We start from the raw sequence: 12479 nt of genomic DNA, 5'->3' as shown, positions 1-12479 counted from the left end.
GCGCTGCGCGCTTGGGAGTGGAGCTCGGGCGCTTCGCGCCCGAGACCGCCTACGGCGGTAACCCTCCGCTTCGCTCCGGGTACCCAAGCGCTGCGCGCTTGGGAGTGGAGCTCGGGCGCTTCGCGCCCGAGACCGCCTTCGGCGGTAACCCTCCGCTTCGCTCCGGGTACCCGAGCGCTGCGCGCTCGGGAGAGCGTGCCTGCGCTTCGCGCAGGCATCCCCTGCGGGGGTAACCCTCCGCTTCGCTCGGGGTACCCGAGCGCTGCGCGCTCGGGAGTGGTGCTCGGGCGCTTCGCGCCCGAGACCGCCTTCGGCGGTAACCCTCCGCTTCGCTCCGGGTACCCGAGCGCTGCGCGCTCGGGAGAGCGTGCCTGCGCTTCGCGCAGGCATCCCCTGCGGGGGTAACCCTCCGCTTCGCTTCGGGTTCCAGGCGCTGCGCGCCTGGAAGTGAGCGCCTGGGCTTTGCGCAGGCGCAGCCTGCGGTGGTGATCCTCCGCTTCGCTCTGGGGCCTTAAGCGCTGCGCGCTTAAGACTGAAAGGCCTCGCTGCGCTTGGCGGGGGCCCTTCGGGCCTAGCTCTCCGCTTCGCTCCGAGCCATGGCCGGCCCTTTGGGCCGGAGTTCCTGCGCTTCGCTTCGGACCGAGGGGGCCCATGTGTAGGGCTGCTTCGAGGTGAAGCAATGGTTGGAGTCTTCCGCTGCGTTCCAGACTTGCGAGCACTTTTCTACAGATGACCAGGGGTTCAGTTGAGAAGTGGGCCTGGGGCTGGAGCGACGCAGCTGGGGATAGCCCGAGGCTGGATGTTTTTGGGTGGCCAAGCGGACGAGGCTGAGGGTTGAGGCTTACCTCTAGGGCTACTGGAGGAGATGAGTCGACTGTGTAAGAAGGGACGTTGACTGAGGGTCACTTTTTGTGACTGTGGTGTTGAAGCCTGGGGCGTAGGGAGGGGTGGGATTAACGGCGTTAACGCCGTTAAGGGGGTTCAACGGGTGGTGATTCAAAGTTGAGCGTGGATAGAGACGGGAATCAGTCAGATTCTGCGGGGTTGTAGCTCAGATCCAGGGGGTTCCCTCCTGGGGTGATGCAGGTCTCAGGGCATTTGATCAAGGGGGAAGAGCGGGCAGTCTGCGGGCTTCGAGACGGCCTTGAGTACGCGCAGCGCGCCACCCACCGGCCTATAGAAGGTACGGAGATGCGTCGCCGCAGGTCAGAGGGGGTGCGGGGGAAAAGATATGTCCCCTCAGGAGGGACATATCTCGGTGGTTGTGTCGCTGCTAGGGGGACACAACGGCTGCAAAATGTCAGTGCAGCTGACGTAAAATGGGCTAAAACGTCGGGGGGGCCGACGTTTTACTGGAGATACGTCGGCGAACTGGCGGTGGGGTGGGTGGGGTTGGTCGGAGGGGGTTGGGGGACGGGGGCTGGGAGGGTGTGGCTGAGATATGTCACCTGTGAGGGGACACAAGACACGCCGAACGTCAACGAGCGTGACACTTGTGTCACCCTTGTTGACATACTGATCTCCGCAGATCAACGGAGTGGAGAGCAGCCTCGTGTCATCAGAGCCACAGCGCCGCCGGGGCAATCCGGCTGGGACCCCGCGTCCCGATCTGCCGGTGGACGATGCGATCTCCGCATGGAGTCAGCCACTGGCTCCGGTCAAGGATCTGGACAGCCTGGCCAAGCGGTACCCGACGCGGAAGCTGACTCTGGACGGCGAGCGCAAGCCGCTCGAGTTCTACGGGACCGAGAATCAGCCGAATGCGTTCTCGATGGACAGCCTCGAGTTCTTCCTCGTGATCGCCCAGTACTTCCGCGAAGCGCTGCCGCTGAGGCTGATCCTGCTGCTCATCGCCTGTCAACGGGCGGGGGGGCGGATTCCACTTACCCAGGAGGAGATGGCTACCATCCTGGATGTCAGCCGGACGAAGACCTCCGAAGCTCTGCACACCGTGATGTCTCATGGGATCGTCTTCAAGGTGAGGCGGGGTGTGTATCAGTTCAACCCGCCCTACAGTTATCGGGTGGCGGAGTTCATCCCGGGTACTGAGATGACGGGTGAGTTCGTGAAGGTGGAGCAGCACGGAACCATTTCGCAGATTCGTAGCGATACGAGCCTGCCCGACTTGGTGCGCTTCCCTTCGCTGGACCACATGAGGCAGGCCATCGCGGAACTGCGGGCCGAACGGGCAAGAGAGCGCGCTGCGCGTCGGGTGAGCCGGACGAAGCGCACGGGAGAAGGGACGGCTCAGTGAGCACCTTGCGATTCGCTGCGGTCAACGCCGACGGGCTTCTCTCCGACCTCGACCTTCCGCCCGCGGCCTACCGCGTGCTGTTGAAGCTGCGTTCGCTGAGCGAGCCGGGCGGTCGGATCCTCATCGACCAGGCGACGGTCGGCGGGATGCTCGACCTGAGCCGGCCGAGCGTGAACGCCGCGCTGCGGAGCCTGGAGCTCGCGAAGCTGGTCAGGAAGATCCGCAACGGCGTCTACCAGATCAACCCGATGCTGGCCGGGTACACCTCCTTCGAGGACGCGGTCGCGGCCGTGAACGAGATGGACGCGGACGAGCGGCTGGACGCCCGGGGCTATGTGGCCAGCTACCACCGGGCGGTGGCGGCGTATCAGGACCAGCTGGCCGAGCAGCGCAAGAAGCGGGCGGCTCAGGCCGACGCGAAGAAGGCGGCGGAGTCGAAGCGGCGTAGGGCACTGCACGCGGTTGGCTGATTGTGTGGCGTTTAAAGGGCTTCTGAGGGCGACTCAGGGGCTTGTGAGGGCCTCGGGGTATCCCGGGGCCCTTCGTGGTTCCTGAGGGGCTCAGAGGGGCCTGGAGGGGCCTGGGGAGTTGATGGGGCGTCGTCGGGGGGTTCGGGCTGGGGCGACGGTCCGTCAAGTCCTGTTTTGGGGGCGGGGTCAGGGGGTGGGGTCCTGGGGGACGAGGATGTCGAGGCCGGAGACCGTGGTGGGGGACGTGAGTACCGAGATCTCGGTGATTCGGGTGTCCGCGATCGTGAATGTCATGACGCGGGTTTGGCCGTTCACCAGGGAGATCACGGCCATGTTTGTATTTACGAACGCGAGCTGCATGCTTCGGGCGAACTGCGCGAAGGTGGCTGCCTGACGGGCGACCAGGGCCGCTCCGTGGATTGCGGAGAGGGCGCCGGCCATACCCATGTCGGAGCGGGCCACGACATCGGGGTCGAGGACTTCCAGGAGGGCCTCGAAGTCCCCTGCGCGCGCTGCGCGCAGGAAGGCCCTGACGATGTGCTGCCGGCGGCCGAGGTCGGGCCGGGGATCCGTCTCGGCTCCCCGGACGCGGCGGCGGGCGCGGCTGGCGAGCTGGCGGGCCGAGGCGGGGGTGCGCTCGGTGATCAGGGCGATGTCCTCGAAGGGCACGGCGAACAGGTCGTGAAGGACGAACGCGAGCCGTTCGGCGGGGGCCAGTCTGTCCAGGACCACGAGCATGGCGGCGCCGACGGAGTCGGCGAGCAGGGCCTCGTCCTCCGGGTCGGTCGGTCGGAGTCCGCCGTCGGTGTCTCCCGGGACCGGTTCGACGGGCCGGGATTCCAGGGGGTCTTCCCGGCGGGAGGTGCGGGAGCGGAGCATGTCCAGGCAGATCCGGCCGACGACGGTGGTCAGCCAGCCGGCCAGGTTCTCGATCTCCGAGGAGTCGGAGCGGCCGAGGCGGAGCCAGGTCTCCTGGACGGCGTCCTCCGCTTCGGCGAGTGAGCCGAGCATGCGGTAGGCCACTGCCCGGAGGTGGGTGCGCTCCTTCTCGAAACGTTTCGCCAGCTCGTCGTGCCCGTACGCGTGCTCGTCCAATGCTTCGTCCTGCCCTGCTAGAAGTTGAGCTCGACGTAGTCGATGTCGGTGAACTCGACGAGGAGGCCTTGGGCGCGGGCGCCGTGGTCCTTGAAGTAGATCTCCTGGAGGCCTTCGGCGGCGATGGTGCGCAGCTGGGACTCGTTGGCCCCGGCCTCCTGGGCGGTGAAGAGGCGGGAGGCGTACTCCGGGGGGAGGTGCTGGGTGATGCGGCGCATCCGGCCGTCGTCGGTGGTGCCGGGGGCGGCGCTGAAGCCGAAGCGGGCGCGGGTTTCGATGACCAGGCCGGTCTGCTTGGCGGCCTTGGCCCGGGCGCGCTTGCGGACCAGGGGCTGCCAGCGGCGGCGTACCTCGCGCTCGAGGCGGGTGGAGAGCGCCGGTTTGGGCTGCTTGATCTGGTCCTTCACGTACCGCTCGACGGTGCGCCGGGAGATGGCGAGGAGCTCCGCCACGGCCTTGGTGGACTTGAGCTGCTTCACGAGGTACCGGATTTGGGCGCCCGCCGACTTGGGGATGGGACGGGTGAAGTTCTGCTCGTCGGCGCGGTCGAGGCTGTCGCTGATCTCGGACATGGGTGGCTCTTACTCTCCGTCGGCCGCGGCGTCGTGGCCCTTGATGTGGCGGGCGGGGTTGTGGCGTTCGTCGAGCATCTGGACGGCCCAGAGCAGGGGCTGGGTGCCCTCGTGCTTGACCATGCCGGGGCTGACGCCGAGGCGGAAGCCGCCGGGCAGCGGCTTGCCTTCGGGGGTGCGGGGGAGGAAGTCGAGGGGGCTGGGGCCGTCGGAGAGGTAGACCGCGCAGTCGGAGAGGACGGCGATGGGGTACTGGCCGGAGGCCGTCGCGAGTTTCAGCATCTTGCGGTGCATGTTGACGCGGGCCGTCGAGATGACGGCGGCGCGGATGTCGGGACGCCATGTGGGGCGTTCGAGGGCGGGCCAGCTTTCGCCGGGGCGGTAGCCGGCGCCCTGTGGGCGTTCGCGGAGCTTGCCGATGCCGCCCTTGACGGTGGCCTTGATCGCGGAGAGGACCGCGGTCTGGTGGGGGTCGTGCTGTTTGTGCTCCGTCATCGCGGTGAGGAACTCGGCGTCCGTGAGGGCCGGGTGTACGCCGAGTTCCGCCATCGTCGCCATGTAGGCGTCGCGCAGGCGGGTGTACCAGGCGTCGAGGTACGGGCCGTGGTCCGGGCGGAGCCAGGCCTCGGTGGGCTGGACGGCGACGCCGAGCTCCTGGGCGTAGGCGAGGGTCGGAGTGGCGTACCAGGCGGGGCCGGTCGGGGGGAGGCCGTGCGGGGTGAAGGGGCTGGGGAGGCGGGGGTCGAGTTGCAGGGTGGAGAGGTCCGCCAGCCAGCAGCCGGGGAGCTTCGGGTCGAAGCGGGGGGCCGGGGTGTGGACGGCGGGGCCGATGCCGACGAGGAGGCGGTTGGCGGCGGCGGCGAAGGCCATGTTCACGTCGATGCCGACGGCGTGGGAGCGGGTGCACTCGGCGTCGGTGAGGAGCTGCGGGTCGCGGATCCAGTCGTAGGCCTCCTCGTCGAGGACCTGGTCCGGGGTGCGCTGGTGGCTGCGGGGGTAGAGGGCCGCGACGACCGGGTGCTCGTCGGGGGCCTCCGGGGGAGCGGGGTCCACGGGGCGGGTGAGGGAGCCGGGGACCGGGGCCGATACCCAGGTGTTGGTGGACCCGTCCCGGGCGGCGCGGGTGGGCGGGCGGAGCGCCGTCATGAGCTCCAGGCCGGAAACCGCCGTCGAGCCGCGGGGGGTGAGCACGCGGGTGGCGTAGGAGGTGAGCAGCTCGGCGAGTTCCGGGGCGGGGAGCTCGGCGGTGTCCTCGCCCCAGGCGCGGGGGTCGAGGGCGCCCCAGGGGAGGACCGCGAGCTGGACGCACTGGCGGCCGGTGGTGGGGGTGGCGGGTCGGTAGACGCGGGCCCAGGGGCCGAAGCCGCGGCGGGTCAGCTGCCACTTGGCTTTGGTGAGCTGCTTGATGACGGGGTGGTCGTCGGGGAGGCGCAGGCCGCGGCGGTCTTCGAGGACTAGGGGCAGGCCCAGGGACTCGGCGGCGGCGGGGGTGAGGACGAGGAGGGGGTCGCCGTCCTTGCCGTTGCGGTGGAGGCGGGGGGAGCGGAGGTCGGCGTCGGGGCCCAGGGCCCAGGAGATGAGGGCGGGGAGGGTGGCGGGGGGCGCGAGGACGATGCCTCCGGCGGCGTGGGCCTGGCCGGTGCCGTCCAGGACGGCTAGGGGGCCGTTGCCTTCCAGGGGGGTGGAGTGCGGGCGCGGGGGGTTAACGGCGTTAACGGCGTTAACGGTGGCGGGGGGGTGGGTGTGGGTGCCAGTGGTGGTCGGCGGGGGGGTGGGGCCCTGCGGGGCTGTTCCCCTACCCGCCCCTTCCCGAAACTGGGGCTCCGCCCCAGACCCCGTCTCCGGGGCTGAGCCCTGGGGCCCGGCGCCTTCGGCGCGGGGGGTGGCATTAACGGCGTTAACGGGGGATGCCGTCTGGGCTCCGGCGTTAACGCCGTTAAGGGGGGCTGAGCCCGGGGCCTCGGCGGCTTCGGCGTGGGGAGTGGCGTTAACGGCGTTAACGGCGTTAACGGGGTGGAGGTCTGCGAGGCCGTTGAGGAGGCGGGCGTAGGCGGCACGCTTGGGAGGGCGGGGGGCCGTGCGGCCGGTCTCCCAGGAGGTGACCGTCTCGCGGCGGACGGAGAGGGCCTGGGCGATCTGGTCCTGGCTCAGGCCGGCCGCTTCGCGGAGGCGCTTGCGCTCGTCCGGGTGCGGGAGGGCGTCCTGTGCCGCCGCCTCTTCGAGTAGGGCGTCGACCGCGGCGAAGAGCGTGGTCTGTTCGTTGTTGTGCGCGTTGAGCATGAGAACCTCCAGGCGCAGCCTATGTGAACCGCACCGTGGAACGCACGTGGAACACACGTGGGGGCGTTAACGGCGTTAACGGCGTTAATGGTCCGTCGGTCCGTTAGCGCCCCCGGGTCGTGTCAGATGCGGGTCAGGAGCAGCTCCGTGACCGCCTTCAGATCGTCCGGGGTGAGGTGCGCCGTGAGGGCGTCCGCGACGGTCTCGGGGGAGTCCGTCACGATCGTGATCCGGCGGGGGGACGGGGTCGCTGCCGGAGTGGGGGCCGCCGGGGCTGAGGTGGGGGCAGCCGTGGACGCTGCGGCGGGCTCGGCCTCGGGGGTGATCAGCCGGGGTGCGTTGGTTGTCGGGCGGGTGCGTTGGCGTGGGGGATTAACGGCGTTAACGGTTTCCTCCACCGCTGCCGCCTGGTCCTCCTGGGGGAGGCGGCCGATGCGGCGGGCCGGTTCCACCTTCAGTTCGCCCGTCTCCACCTTGTCCTGGAGCTCCGGGGTGAGGTTGAGGAGGGTCAGGCGTTGGGAGACCCAGGCCGGAGTCTTGCCGAGCCGCTTGGCCACCTGGGCCTGGGAGCCGTGGACTTCGACGAGCTGTTCAAGGGCTCGGGCCTGGTCCATGGGGGCCACGTCGACGCGGTGGACGTTGGCGATGAGCGCCGACTCCAGGATGTCCGCCGCCGAGGTGGCGAGGGAGTCGTTGACGTGGATGTGCATGGTCCGAAGGCCTGCCCGGTGGGCTGCCGCCAGGCGGCGGTTGCCGTCGATGACCACGTACGGGGCGCGGCCCAGGCCGTCGGTTTGGCCCGGGTGGGCCTCCATGAACGCCATGCGGGTGGCGACGGCGAGGGGCTGCAGCTGGCCCCGGACGCTCAGGGACTGGGCCAGTTCGTCGATCTCGGTGAGGTCTTCACGGAGGTTGAACGGGTTGTGCGCGAGGGCTTCGATGGGCACCTCGGACGGGGGGACCACACCGGAGGTGGGGGCGCCGGTGGCCTCGGCGATGGCTGCGCGGCGGGGGCTGATGCCGACCGGCTGGGCTCGGGCGAAGGAGCTCGAGACTCCGAGTTTGTCGGCCTTGCTCATGAGATCTCCCTTGCGAGGGCGCGCAGCGCGATGGCCTGGTCGCCCTTGGGTGCGTAGACGAAAAGCGGCTGCTTCACGCGGACGGCTTCGCGCTGTTCCTTCAGGTCGGGAACGATGGCCACCACGCGGGGATCCTTTATGTCCATCCAGGCCTGGAGGGACGAGGTCGCGATGTAGCCGCGCCGGCCGTCGTAGAGGTTCACGACGAGCCCGAGGTAGTCGATGTCGAGGCTGAGGTCGTCGCGCAGATCGTTGATCTGGGAGGTGAGGAGGTCGTAGGCGTCCGCGGAGGAGTCTTCGGCCTGGACGACGATCAGCGCGCCCGAGGCGCCGGGCTGCTCGGTGTCGCGGCGCCGCCCGTAGTAGATGGCCGCGTCCATGCTGAGGCCGAGGCTCGGCGGGCAGTCGATGAGGATGACGTCGTAGTCGGCCTCGACGGGAGCCAGTGCGCGTTCCAGGGCCGCTTCGCGGGCGCGGACGGTGGAGAGGCGGACATCGAGGAGGAAGGCGTCGGTGCAGGCGGGCAGGACGTGGAGCCGGTCGCCGAAGCGTTCGTCCGGGATGGGGAGGATCAGGTCGGAGAGGGGACCCTTGGCCTCGCCCGCCATGTGGCAGGTGAGGCTGTCGCCGCCGATGGGCAGCGGCTGTCCGCCGAGCTGCTTGGTGAGGTGGCCCTGGGGGTCGAAGTCGACGATCAGGACGCGCATGCCGAGGCCGGGCAGGTCTTCCAGGTCGACGGGTGCGGCCGATTCGGAGCCGGGCTCGTAGCCGTCTTCGGAGGCCGAGAGCCGGGCCAGTTGGCGGGCCACGCGGACCGGGTGGAGGCTGGCGGGGTCCTCGGCGAGGGCCTCGGCCGTGCCGGCGGTGATGGCGGTCTTGCCTACGCCGCCCTTCTGGTTGCAGACCACGATGCGGCGGACGACGGAGGGCCGCTTCACGGTGGGGGCCGGGTTCATCTCCAGCCAGAGGCGGACGGCTTGGGCGAGTCCCTGGATGAGCGAGACGCCGCGGTCCTTGGAGTCGGTGCGGAACGACTCCCACTGGCCGGAGGGCAGCCAGGTGGAGAAGGACTCGGCGCCGGAGGTGTCGACGGGGGAGGGGGAGGAGGCGAGCGCGCTCCAGTGGGCGATGCCCTGGTGAACGGCGTCCTGGATGTCCACCCGCAACTGGGCGGTCCGGATCTTCAGTTCCTGGCGCAGCCACGGAGGGAGTTTGGAGACGACCTTCTCTCGGTCGTTCTGTGACGAGGGCGAAGTCATGAGAGGGACTTTACTAACGTTCGTGGGTGCTTGTGGGCGCCACGCTTGAGTTTTGCTAACGAAGTGGTGCGGGAGTGTGGAGGATCTGGGGTTGTTTGTACCTGGATGCGTCGTCAGTCGGGTGTGATGAGTGGGGAGTCGGGGGTGGTGGGTTGGCGGCGGCGAGGGCTTAACGGCGTTAACGGCGTTAATGCCGACGGGGGTGGTGGGGGCTTGACGCCATTAACGGCGTTAACGCCGTTAAGTGGGGAGAGGGTCCGTGCGGTCGTCGTGGGGGAGGGTGGGGCGGGCTGGCGTTAACGGCGTTAACGGCGTTAACGGCGTTGGGTGGGTCGGCGGTGGGTGGCGGATTCCGCCGATGGTGTTTCGTATGGCTTCTTGGCCGAGTGGCGTCAGGGCCTGGGTGCAGGGGAGGTTGGTGTGGGGTGGGTCCTCTCACACGGTCCGTCTGACCGGATCGTGCTGGATGAGGACGCCGTGCATCGCGGACGGGCGCCGTTGCTCCGGTCCGAGGGGCGCGGTGCAGGCGGTGCCGTGCGGTGATGCGGAGTTGGTTCGCGGCTATGCGGAGACGGTGGCGCTGAAGCAGAGTGCGCCGTCCTGGTGGCCGGTGACCAGGATGGTGTCCGCACCGTCGGGCAGCTGCCGGGGCATGCGGCGGGCCTCGATCATGCAGGGCGAGTCCAGCTCCACGTAGCGCCTGAAGTCGCCGGCGATGTCGAGGGGGAGGAGAGAAGAGCGCTTGAGCAGGCCGGCCGTGGCCTGGCGAGCGGCTTCGAGCAGCACCATGCCCGGCACGTGGTCGAGGGGGTGGTCGAAGAGCACGGGGTGGCGGGTGTCCACCCTCAGCTGCCAGCGGTTCGCCTCGGTGGTGGGAGAGAGGACGACGTCCATGGGGGACATCCGTCCGACGCTCTGGGGTGCGGCCGGAGCGATGAGGGGCGGCTGACCTCCTTCGCTGCTGAGCGTGCGGCCGCCGCGCAGACGGGCGTAGACCGCCGGACTCAGACAGGTGTAGGAGCCGCCTCCCGTCGCGACGATGTTCCCGTCGCGGCGTATCACGACCTCCAGCCGCATGCCGGCCAGAACTCCGCGGTGCCGCCTGACCATGGTGGCGACGACGTCGATGTCGAGCGAGGCGGGCTTGCCGGCGCCGGAGAGGTGCTCCGGCCGCACGGCGACGGCCAAGTCGTGGACCAGGAACTGGTGGCCCAGCGGCAGCCCGAACTCGGCGTGTGCCAGGAGCGTGCCGAGCTGGCGGATCGTCTCGGCGGCCATGAGCGGGTCGTAGGACTCGCCGTCGATGAGAGTGAAGAAGCTGTGGCTGCGGGACCACTGCGCGGAAACCCGGAAGTGTGTCTCGTCCTGACGCCACCAGTTGGTGAGCATGACCTCGGCGACGGCGGCGCGGTGTACGAACTCCTTCGGGACCGTGGCCGTCAGGGTGGGGAAGCGCAGGTCGGCGTGGGGTCTCCGGGAGCCGTCCGTGACGTTCACCTGGTACGCGTCCACCGTTGAGCGTGCAGCCTGAAACGTGCTCGCAGTCATTGTTCCCCCTGAACAGCGATGGCGAGGTGCGGATGGAAGGAAAGATACATACCATCCGGTTTAATTTCCAGGGGGAATCATCCACGAAACGGGATTATCCGGAGTGATTGACTCCTGAACATTTCTGCCGCAGGTGCTCGCTCCGACCAGCCGCGGTTCGGCCAACATACGAGGCTTCCCGTCGGCCGGGGGCGACCTCCAGTGCAGCCTTAGTCGCTCTTTAGTCCGGGGCGCTTCGGCGAGGGGTCCTGGCCCGGGGGTGGGTGGTTGACGTTCTTGCAGGTGGCGGGCTGTTCGAGGGGGTCGGCAGAGGTGGTGCCGTTCGGGCTCTTCGGCGCGGTCCCGGGCGGGATCGGTGCCCGGGTTTTCGGGTATGGGCGGGCGCGGCGGTCGGTTCCGCGGTCGAGAGTAGGGCAGGCGTTCGACAAAAACGTCCCTTGCTGGCCTGCTTCCTGCCCGGTGGTGGGGGATCGGAACCCGCACGGCCGCATCGCCGTTGTCCGGTGCCGCAAGGGGCGCCGCGGTGGGGGGCCGTCGATGTTCGCCGCACCGTCGGCAGCTTCCGCTTTGCCGCCCCTGGGCCTGTCGATCGGTCGCGTGCACCGTTCACGGCCTCCCGGGGTGACCGCCGGTACGCCTTCCTCATCGCGCGGCGCCGGCGGTGCGTCCCGGCCCTGCGTCACGAGGAGCCCGCGGCATATGCGTCGTTCGCCGCGACTCGGCCACCAGGCGGACCCTGTCGCGCTGTTGGAGTGTCGAGGGGTGTCGGGGTGGCTGATCAACACCGTTGTACGAATCGGACTCAATCCGGCAATACGGGATGAAAGAACGGGGTGGATCATCATTTAGGAGCATGAAAGGTTTCCTGGCGGCCCCTCGATCGGTCGATCTGGAGGGAAAGTGCAGGTCAGGTGGTATGTGGTGGAGGGGGGCGGGGTGGGGCGCATTAAAAACAGCGCGGACGGTTTTATATTGACAAACCGTCGGTCCTGTTTTTTACTGGTCATGCCTCAGTAGGGCGAGATCACCCACAGACCAGGGGGAATTCGGCGTGGACATCGATGTACTGGGCGCACTTTCAGTGCGTGAGAACGGCTTCTCGATCATGCCCACCGCGCCCAAGCCCCGTCAGGTGCTTGCTCTTCTGGCCCTCCACGCGGACCAGGTCGTACCGGTCTCCGCACTGATCGACGAGCTGTGGGCCGGTGAACCGCCGCGCAGCGCCCGCACCACGCTGCAGACGTACGTGCTCCAGCTGCGGGCACTGATCTCCACCGCCCTGGAACGGGACCCCGCCGAGGGGCACGAGGAGCACGAGGGTCACGAGAGATCCGCAGGGCCCCGTACGGCCAAGGGCGTGCTCGTCACCCTCCCCGGCGGCTACCTGCTCAACAGCGGGGGCGGCACCAGCGACGTCCGCGAGTTCGACCGGCTCGCCGGGATGGGCTACCGGGCCATGGACGCCGGGGACTTCCCCACCGCCGCCCGGCTGCTGCGCGAGGCGCTGTCGCTGTGGTCGGGTCCCGCCTTCGCCGACGTGCAGGGCGGCGTTCAGCTGGACATGGAGGCCAAGCGGCTGGAGGAGACCCGGCTGTGCGCGCTCGACCAGCGCATCGAAGCCGACCTGCGGCTCGGCCGGCACCGCGCGCTGCTCGCCGAACTGACGGTGCTCGTCAGCCGGTACCGCACCCACGAGAACCTGCACGGGCAGTTCATGCTCGCCCTGCACCGCTCCGGCCGCCGCGGCGAGGCCCTCGACGTCTACCAGCGGCTGCGCGCGACGCTCGTACGGGAGCTGGGCCTCGAACCCTCGGCCGCACTGCGCCGGTTGCAGCGCTCCATCCTGATGGCCGGTCCCGAGCTCGCTGTGGAAGCGGCGGAGACCGACGGCGAACGACTCGTACGTGTGGGCTGAGGTGGCC

The 12479-nt window shown here is 69.1% G+C and carries 9 protein-coding genes; 3 read left to right on the top strand and 6 right to left on the bottom strand.

The features are described 5' to 3' along the window. Nucleotides 1–1615 precede the first annotated feature (1615 nt). Both OG490_RS39045 and OG490_RS39040 read left to right on the top strand, forming a co-directional pair. Nucleotides 1616–2254 (top strand): hypothetical protein, encoded by a 639-nt coding sequence (locus OG490_RS39045; protein WP_239516702.1) that lies wholly within the window; start codon nucleotides 1616–1618, stop codon nucleotides 2252–2254. Beyond that, the gene (locus OG490_RS39040) at nucleotides 2251–2724 is read left to right on the top strand and encodes a MarR family transcriptional regulator (RefSeq protein WP_330301500.1); all 474 of its coding nucleotides are present in this window, start codon (nucleotides 2251–2253) and stop codon (nucleotides 2722–2724) included. The genes OG490_RS39045 and OG490_RS39040 overlap by 4 nt, the downstream gene beginning before the upstream one ends. Nucleotides 2725–2910: 186 nt before the next feature. Here the strand turns inward: OG490_RS39040 and OG490_RS39035 are convergent, their stop codons facing one another. The 6 genes from OG490_RS39035 to OG490_RS39010 all read right to left on the bottom strand — a co-directional run bounded on the left by OG490_RS39035 (nucleotide 2911) and on the right by OG490_RS39010 (nucleotide 10521). Further along, nucleotides 2911–3819 carry a sigma-70 family RNA polymerase sigma factor gene (locus OG490_RS39035; RefSeq protein ID WP_330301499.1) on the bottom strand — a complete coding sequence of 303 codons (909 nt, stop codon included), beginning with the start codon at nucleotides 3817–3819 and terminating at the stop codon, nucleotides 2911–2913. Between the two features lie 17 nt (nucleotides 3820–3836). Beyond that, on the bottom strand, nucleotides 3837–4391 hold the full coding sequence (tpg, locus tag OG490_RS39030; protein WP_330301498.1) for a telomere-protecting terminal protein Tpg: 555 nt from the start codon (nucleotides 4389–4391) through the stop codon (nucleotides 3837–3839). A 9-nt stretch (nucleotides 4392–4400) separates the two neighbouring features. Next, nucleotides 4401–6671, bottom strand: a complete 2271-nt coding sequence (gene tap / locus OG490_RS39025) for a telomere-associated protein Tap (RefSeq protein WP_330301497.1) — start codon at nucleotides 6669–6671, stop codon at nucleotides 4401–4403. Between the two features lie 122 nt (nucleotides 6672–6793). Continuing rightward, complete coding sequence (locus OG490_RS39020; RefSeq protein WP_330301496.1) at nucleotides 6794–7750, bottom strand: ParB/RepB/Spo0J family partition protein; 957 nt, start codon at nucleotides 7748–7750, stop codon at nucleotides 6794–6796. After that, complete coding sequence (locus OG490_RS39015; RefSeq protein WP_330301495.1) at nucleotides 7747–9009, bottom strand: ParA family protein; 1263 nt, start codon at nucleotides 9007–9009, stop codon at nucleotides 7747–7749. Before OG490_RS39015 ends, OG490_RS39020 begins: the two co-directional genes overlap by 4 nt. Before the next feature lie 561 nt (nucleotides 9010–9570). Further along, nucleotides 9571–10521: a ScbA/BarX family gamma-butyrolactone biosynthesis protein gene (locus OG490_RS39010; protein WP_330301494.1), complete on the bottom strand. Its 951-nt coding sequence runs from the start codon at nucleotides 10519–10521 to the stop codon at nucleotides 9571–9573. A gap of 1087 nt (nucleotides 10522–11608) precedes the next feature. Between OG490_RS39010 and OG490_RS39005 the strand changes: the two genes are divergently transcribed. After that, nucleotides 11609–12472 carry an AfsR/SARP family transcriptional regulator gene (locus tag OG490_RS39005; RefSeq protein ID WP_330301493.1) on the top strand — a complete coding sequence of 288 codons (864 nt, stop codon included), beginning with the start codon at nucleotides 11609–11611 and terminating at the stop codon, nucleotides 12470–12472. Nucleotides 12473–12479: the final 7 nt, after the last annotated feature.

It is taken from the genome of Streptomyces sp. NBC_00503, assembly GCF_036346895.1.
Lineage (GTDB): Bacteria > Actinomycetota > Actinomycetes > Streptomycetales > Streptomycetaceae > Streptomyces.
The sequence above is the reverse complement of the archived record's forward strand: the minus strand, read 5'-3'. Positions and strand labels throughout refer to the sequence as shown.

Excerpts from the sequence above, each read along its gene's own strand:
- OG490_RS39020 (WP_330301496.1), bottom strand. The coding sequence starts at position 7,750 with ATGAGCAAGGCCGACAAACTCGGAGTCTCGAGCTCCTTCGCCCGAGCC.
- OG490_RS39015 (WP_330301495.1), bottom strand. The coding sequence starts at position 9,009 with ATGACTTCGCCCTCGTCACAGAACGACCGAGAGAAGGTCGTCTCCAAA.
- tpg (WP_330301498.1), bottom strand. The coding sequence starts at position 4,391 with ATGTCCGAGATCAGCGACAGCCTCGACCGCGCCGACGAGCAGAACTTC.
- tap (WP_330301497.1), bottom strand. The coding sequence starts at position 6,671 with ATGCTCAACGCGCACAACAACGAACAGACCACGCTCTTCGCCGCGGTC.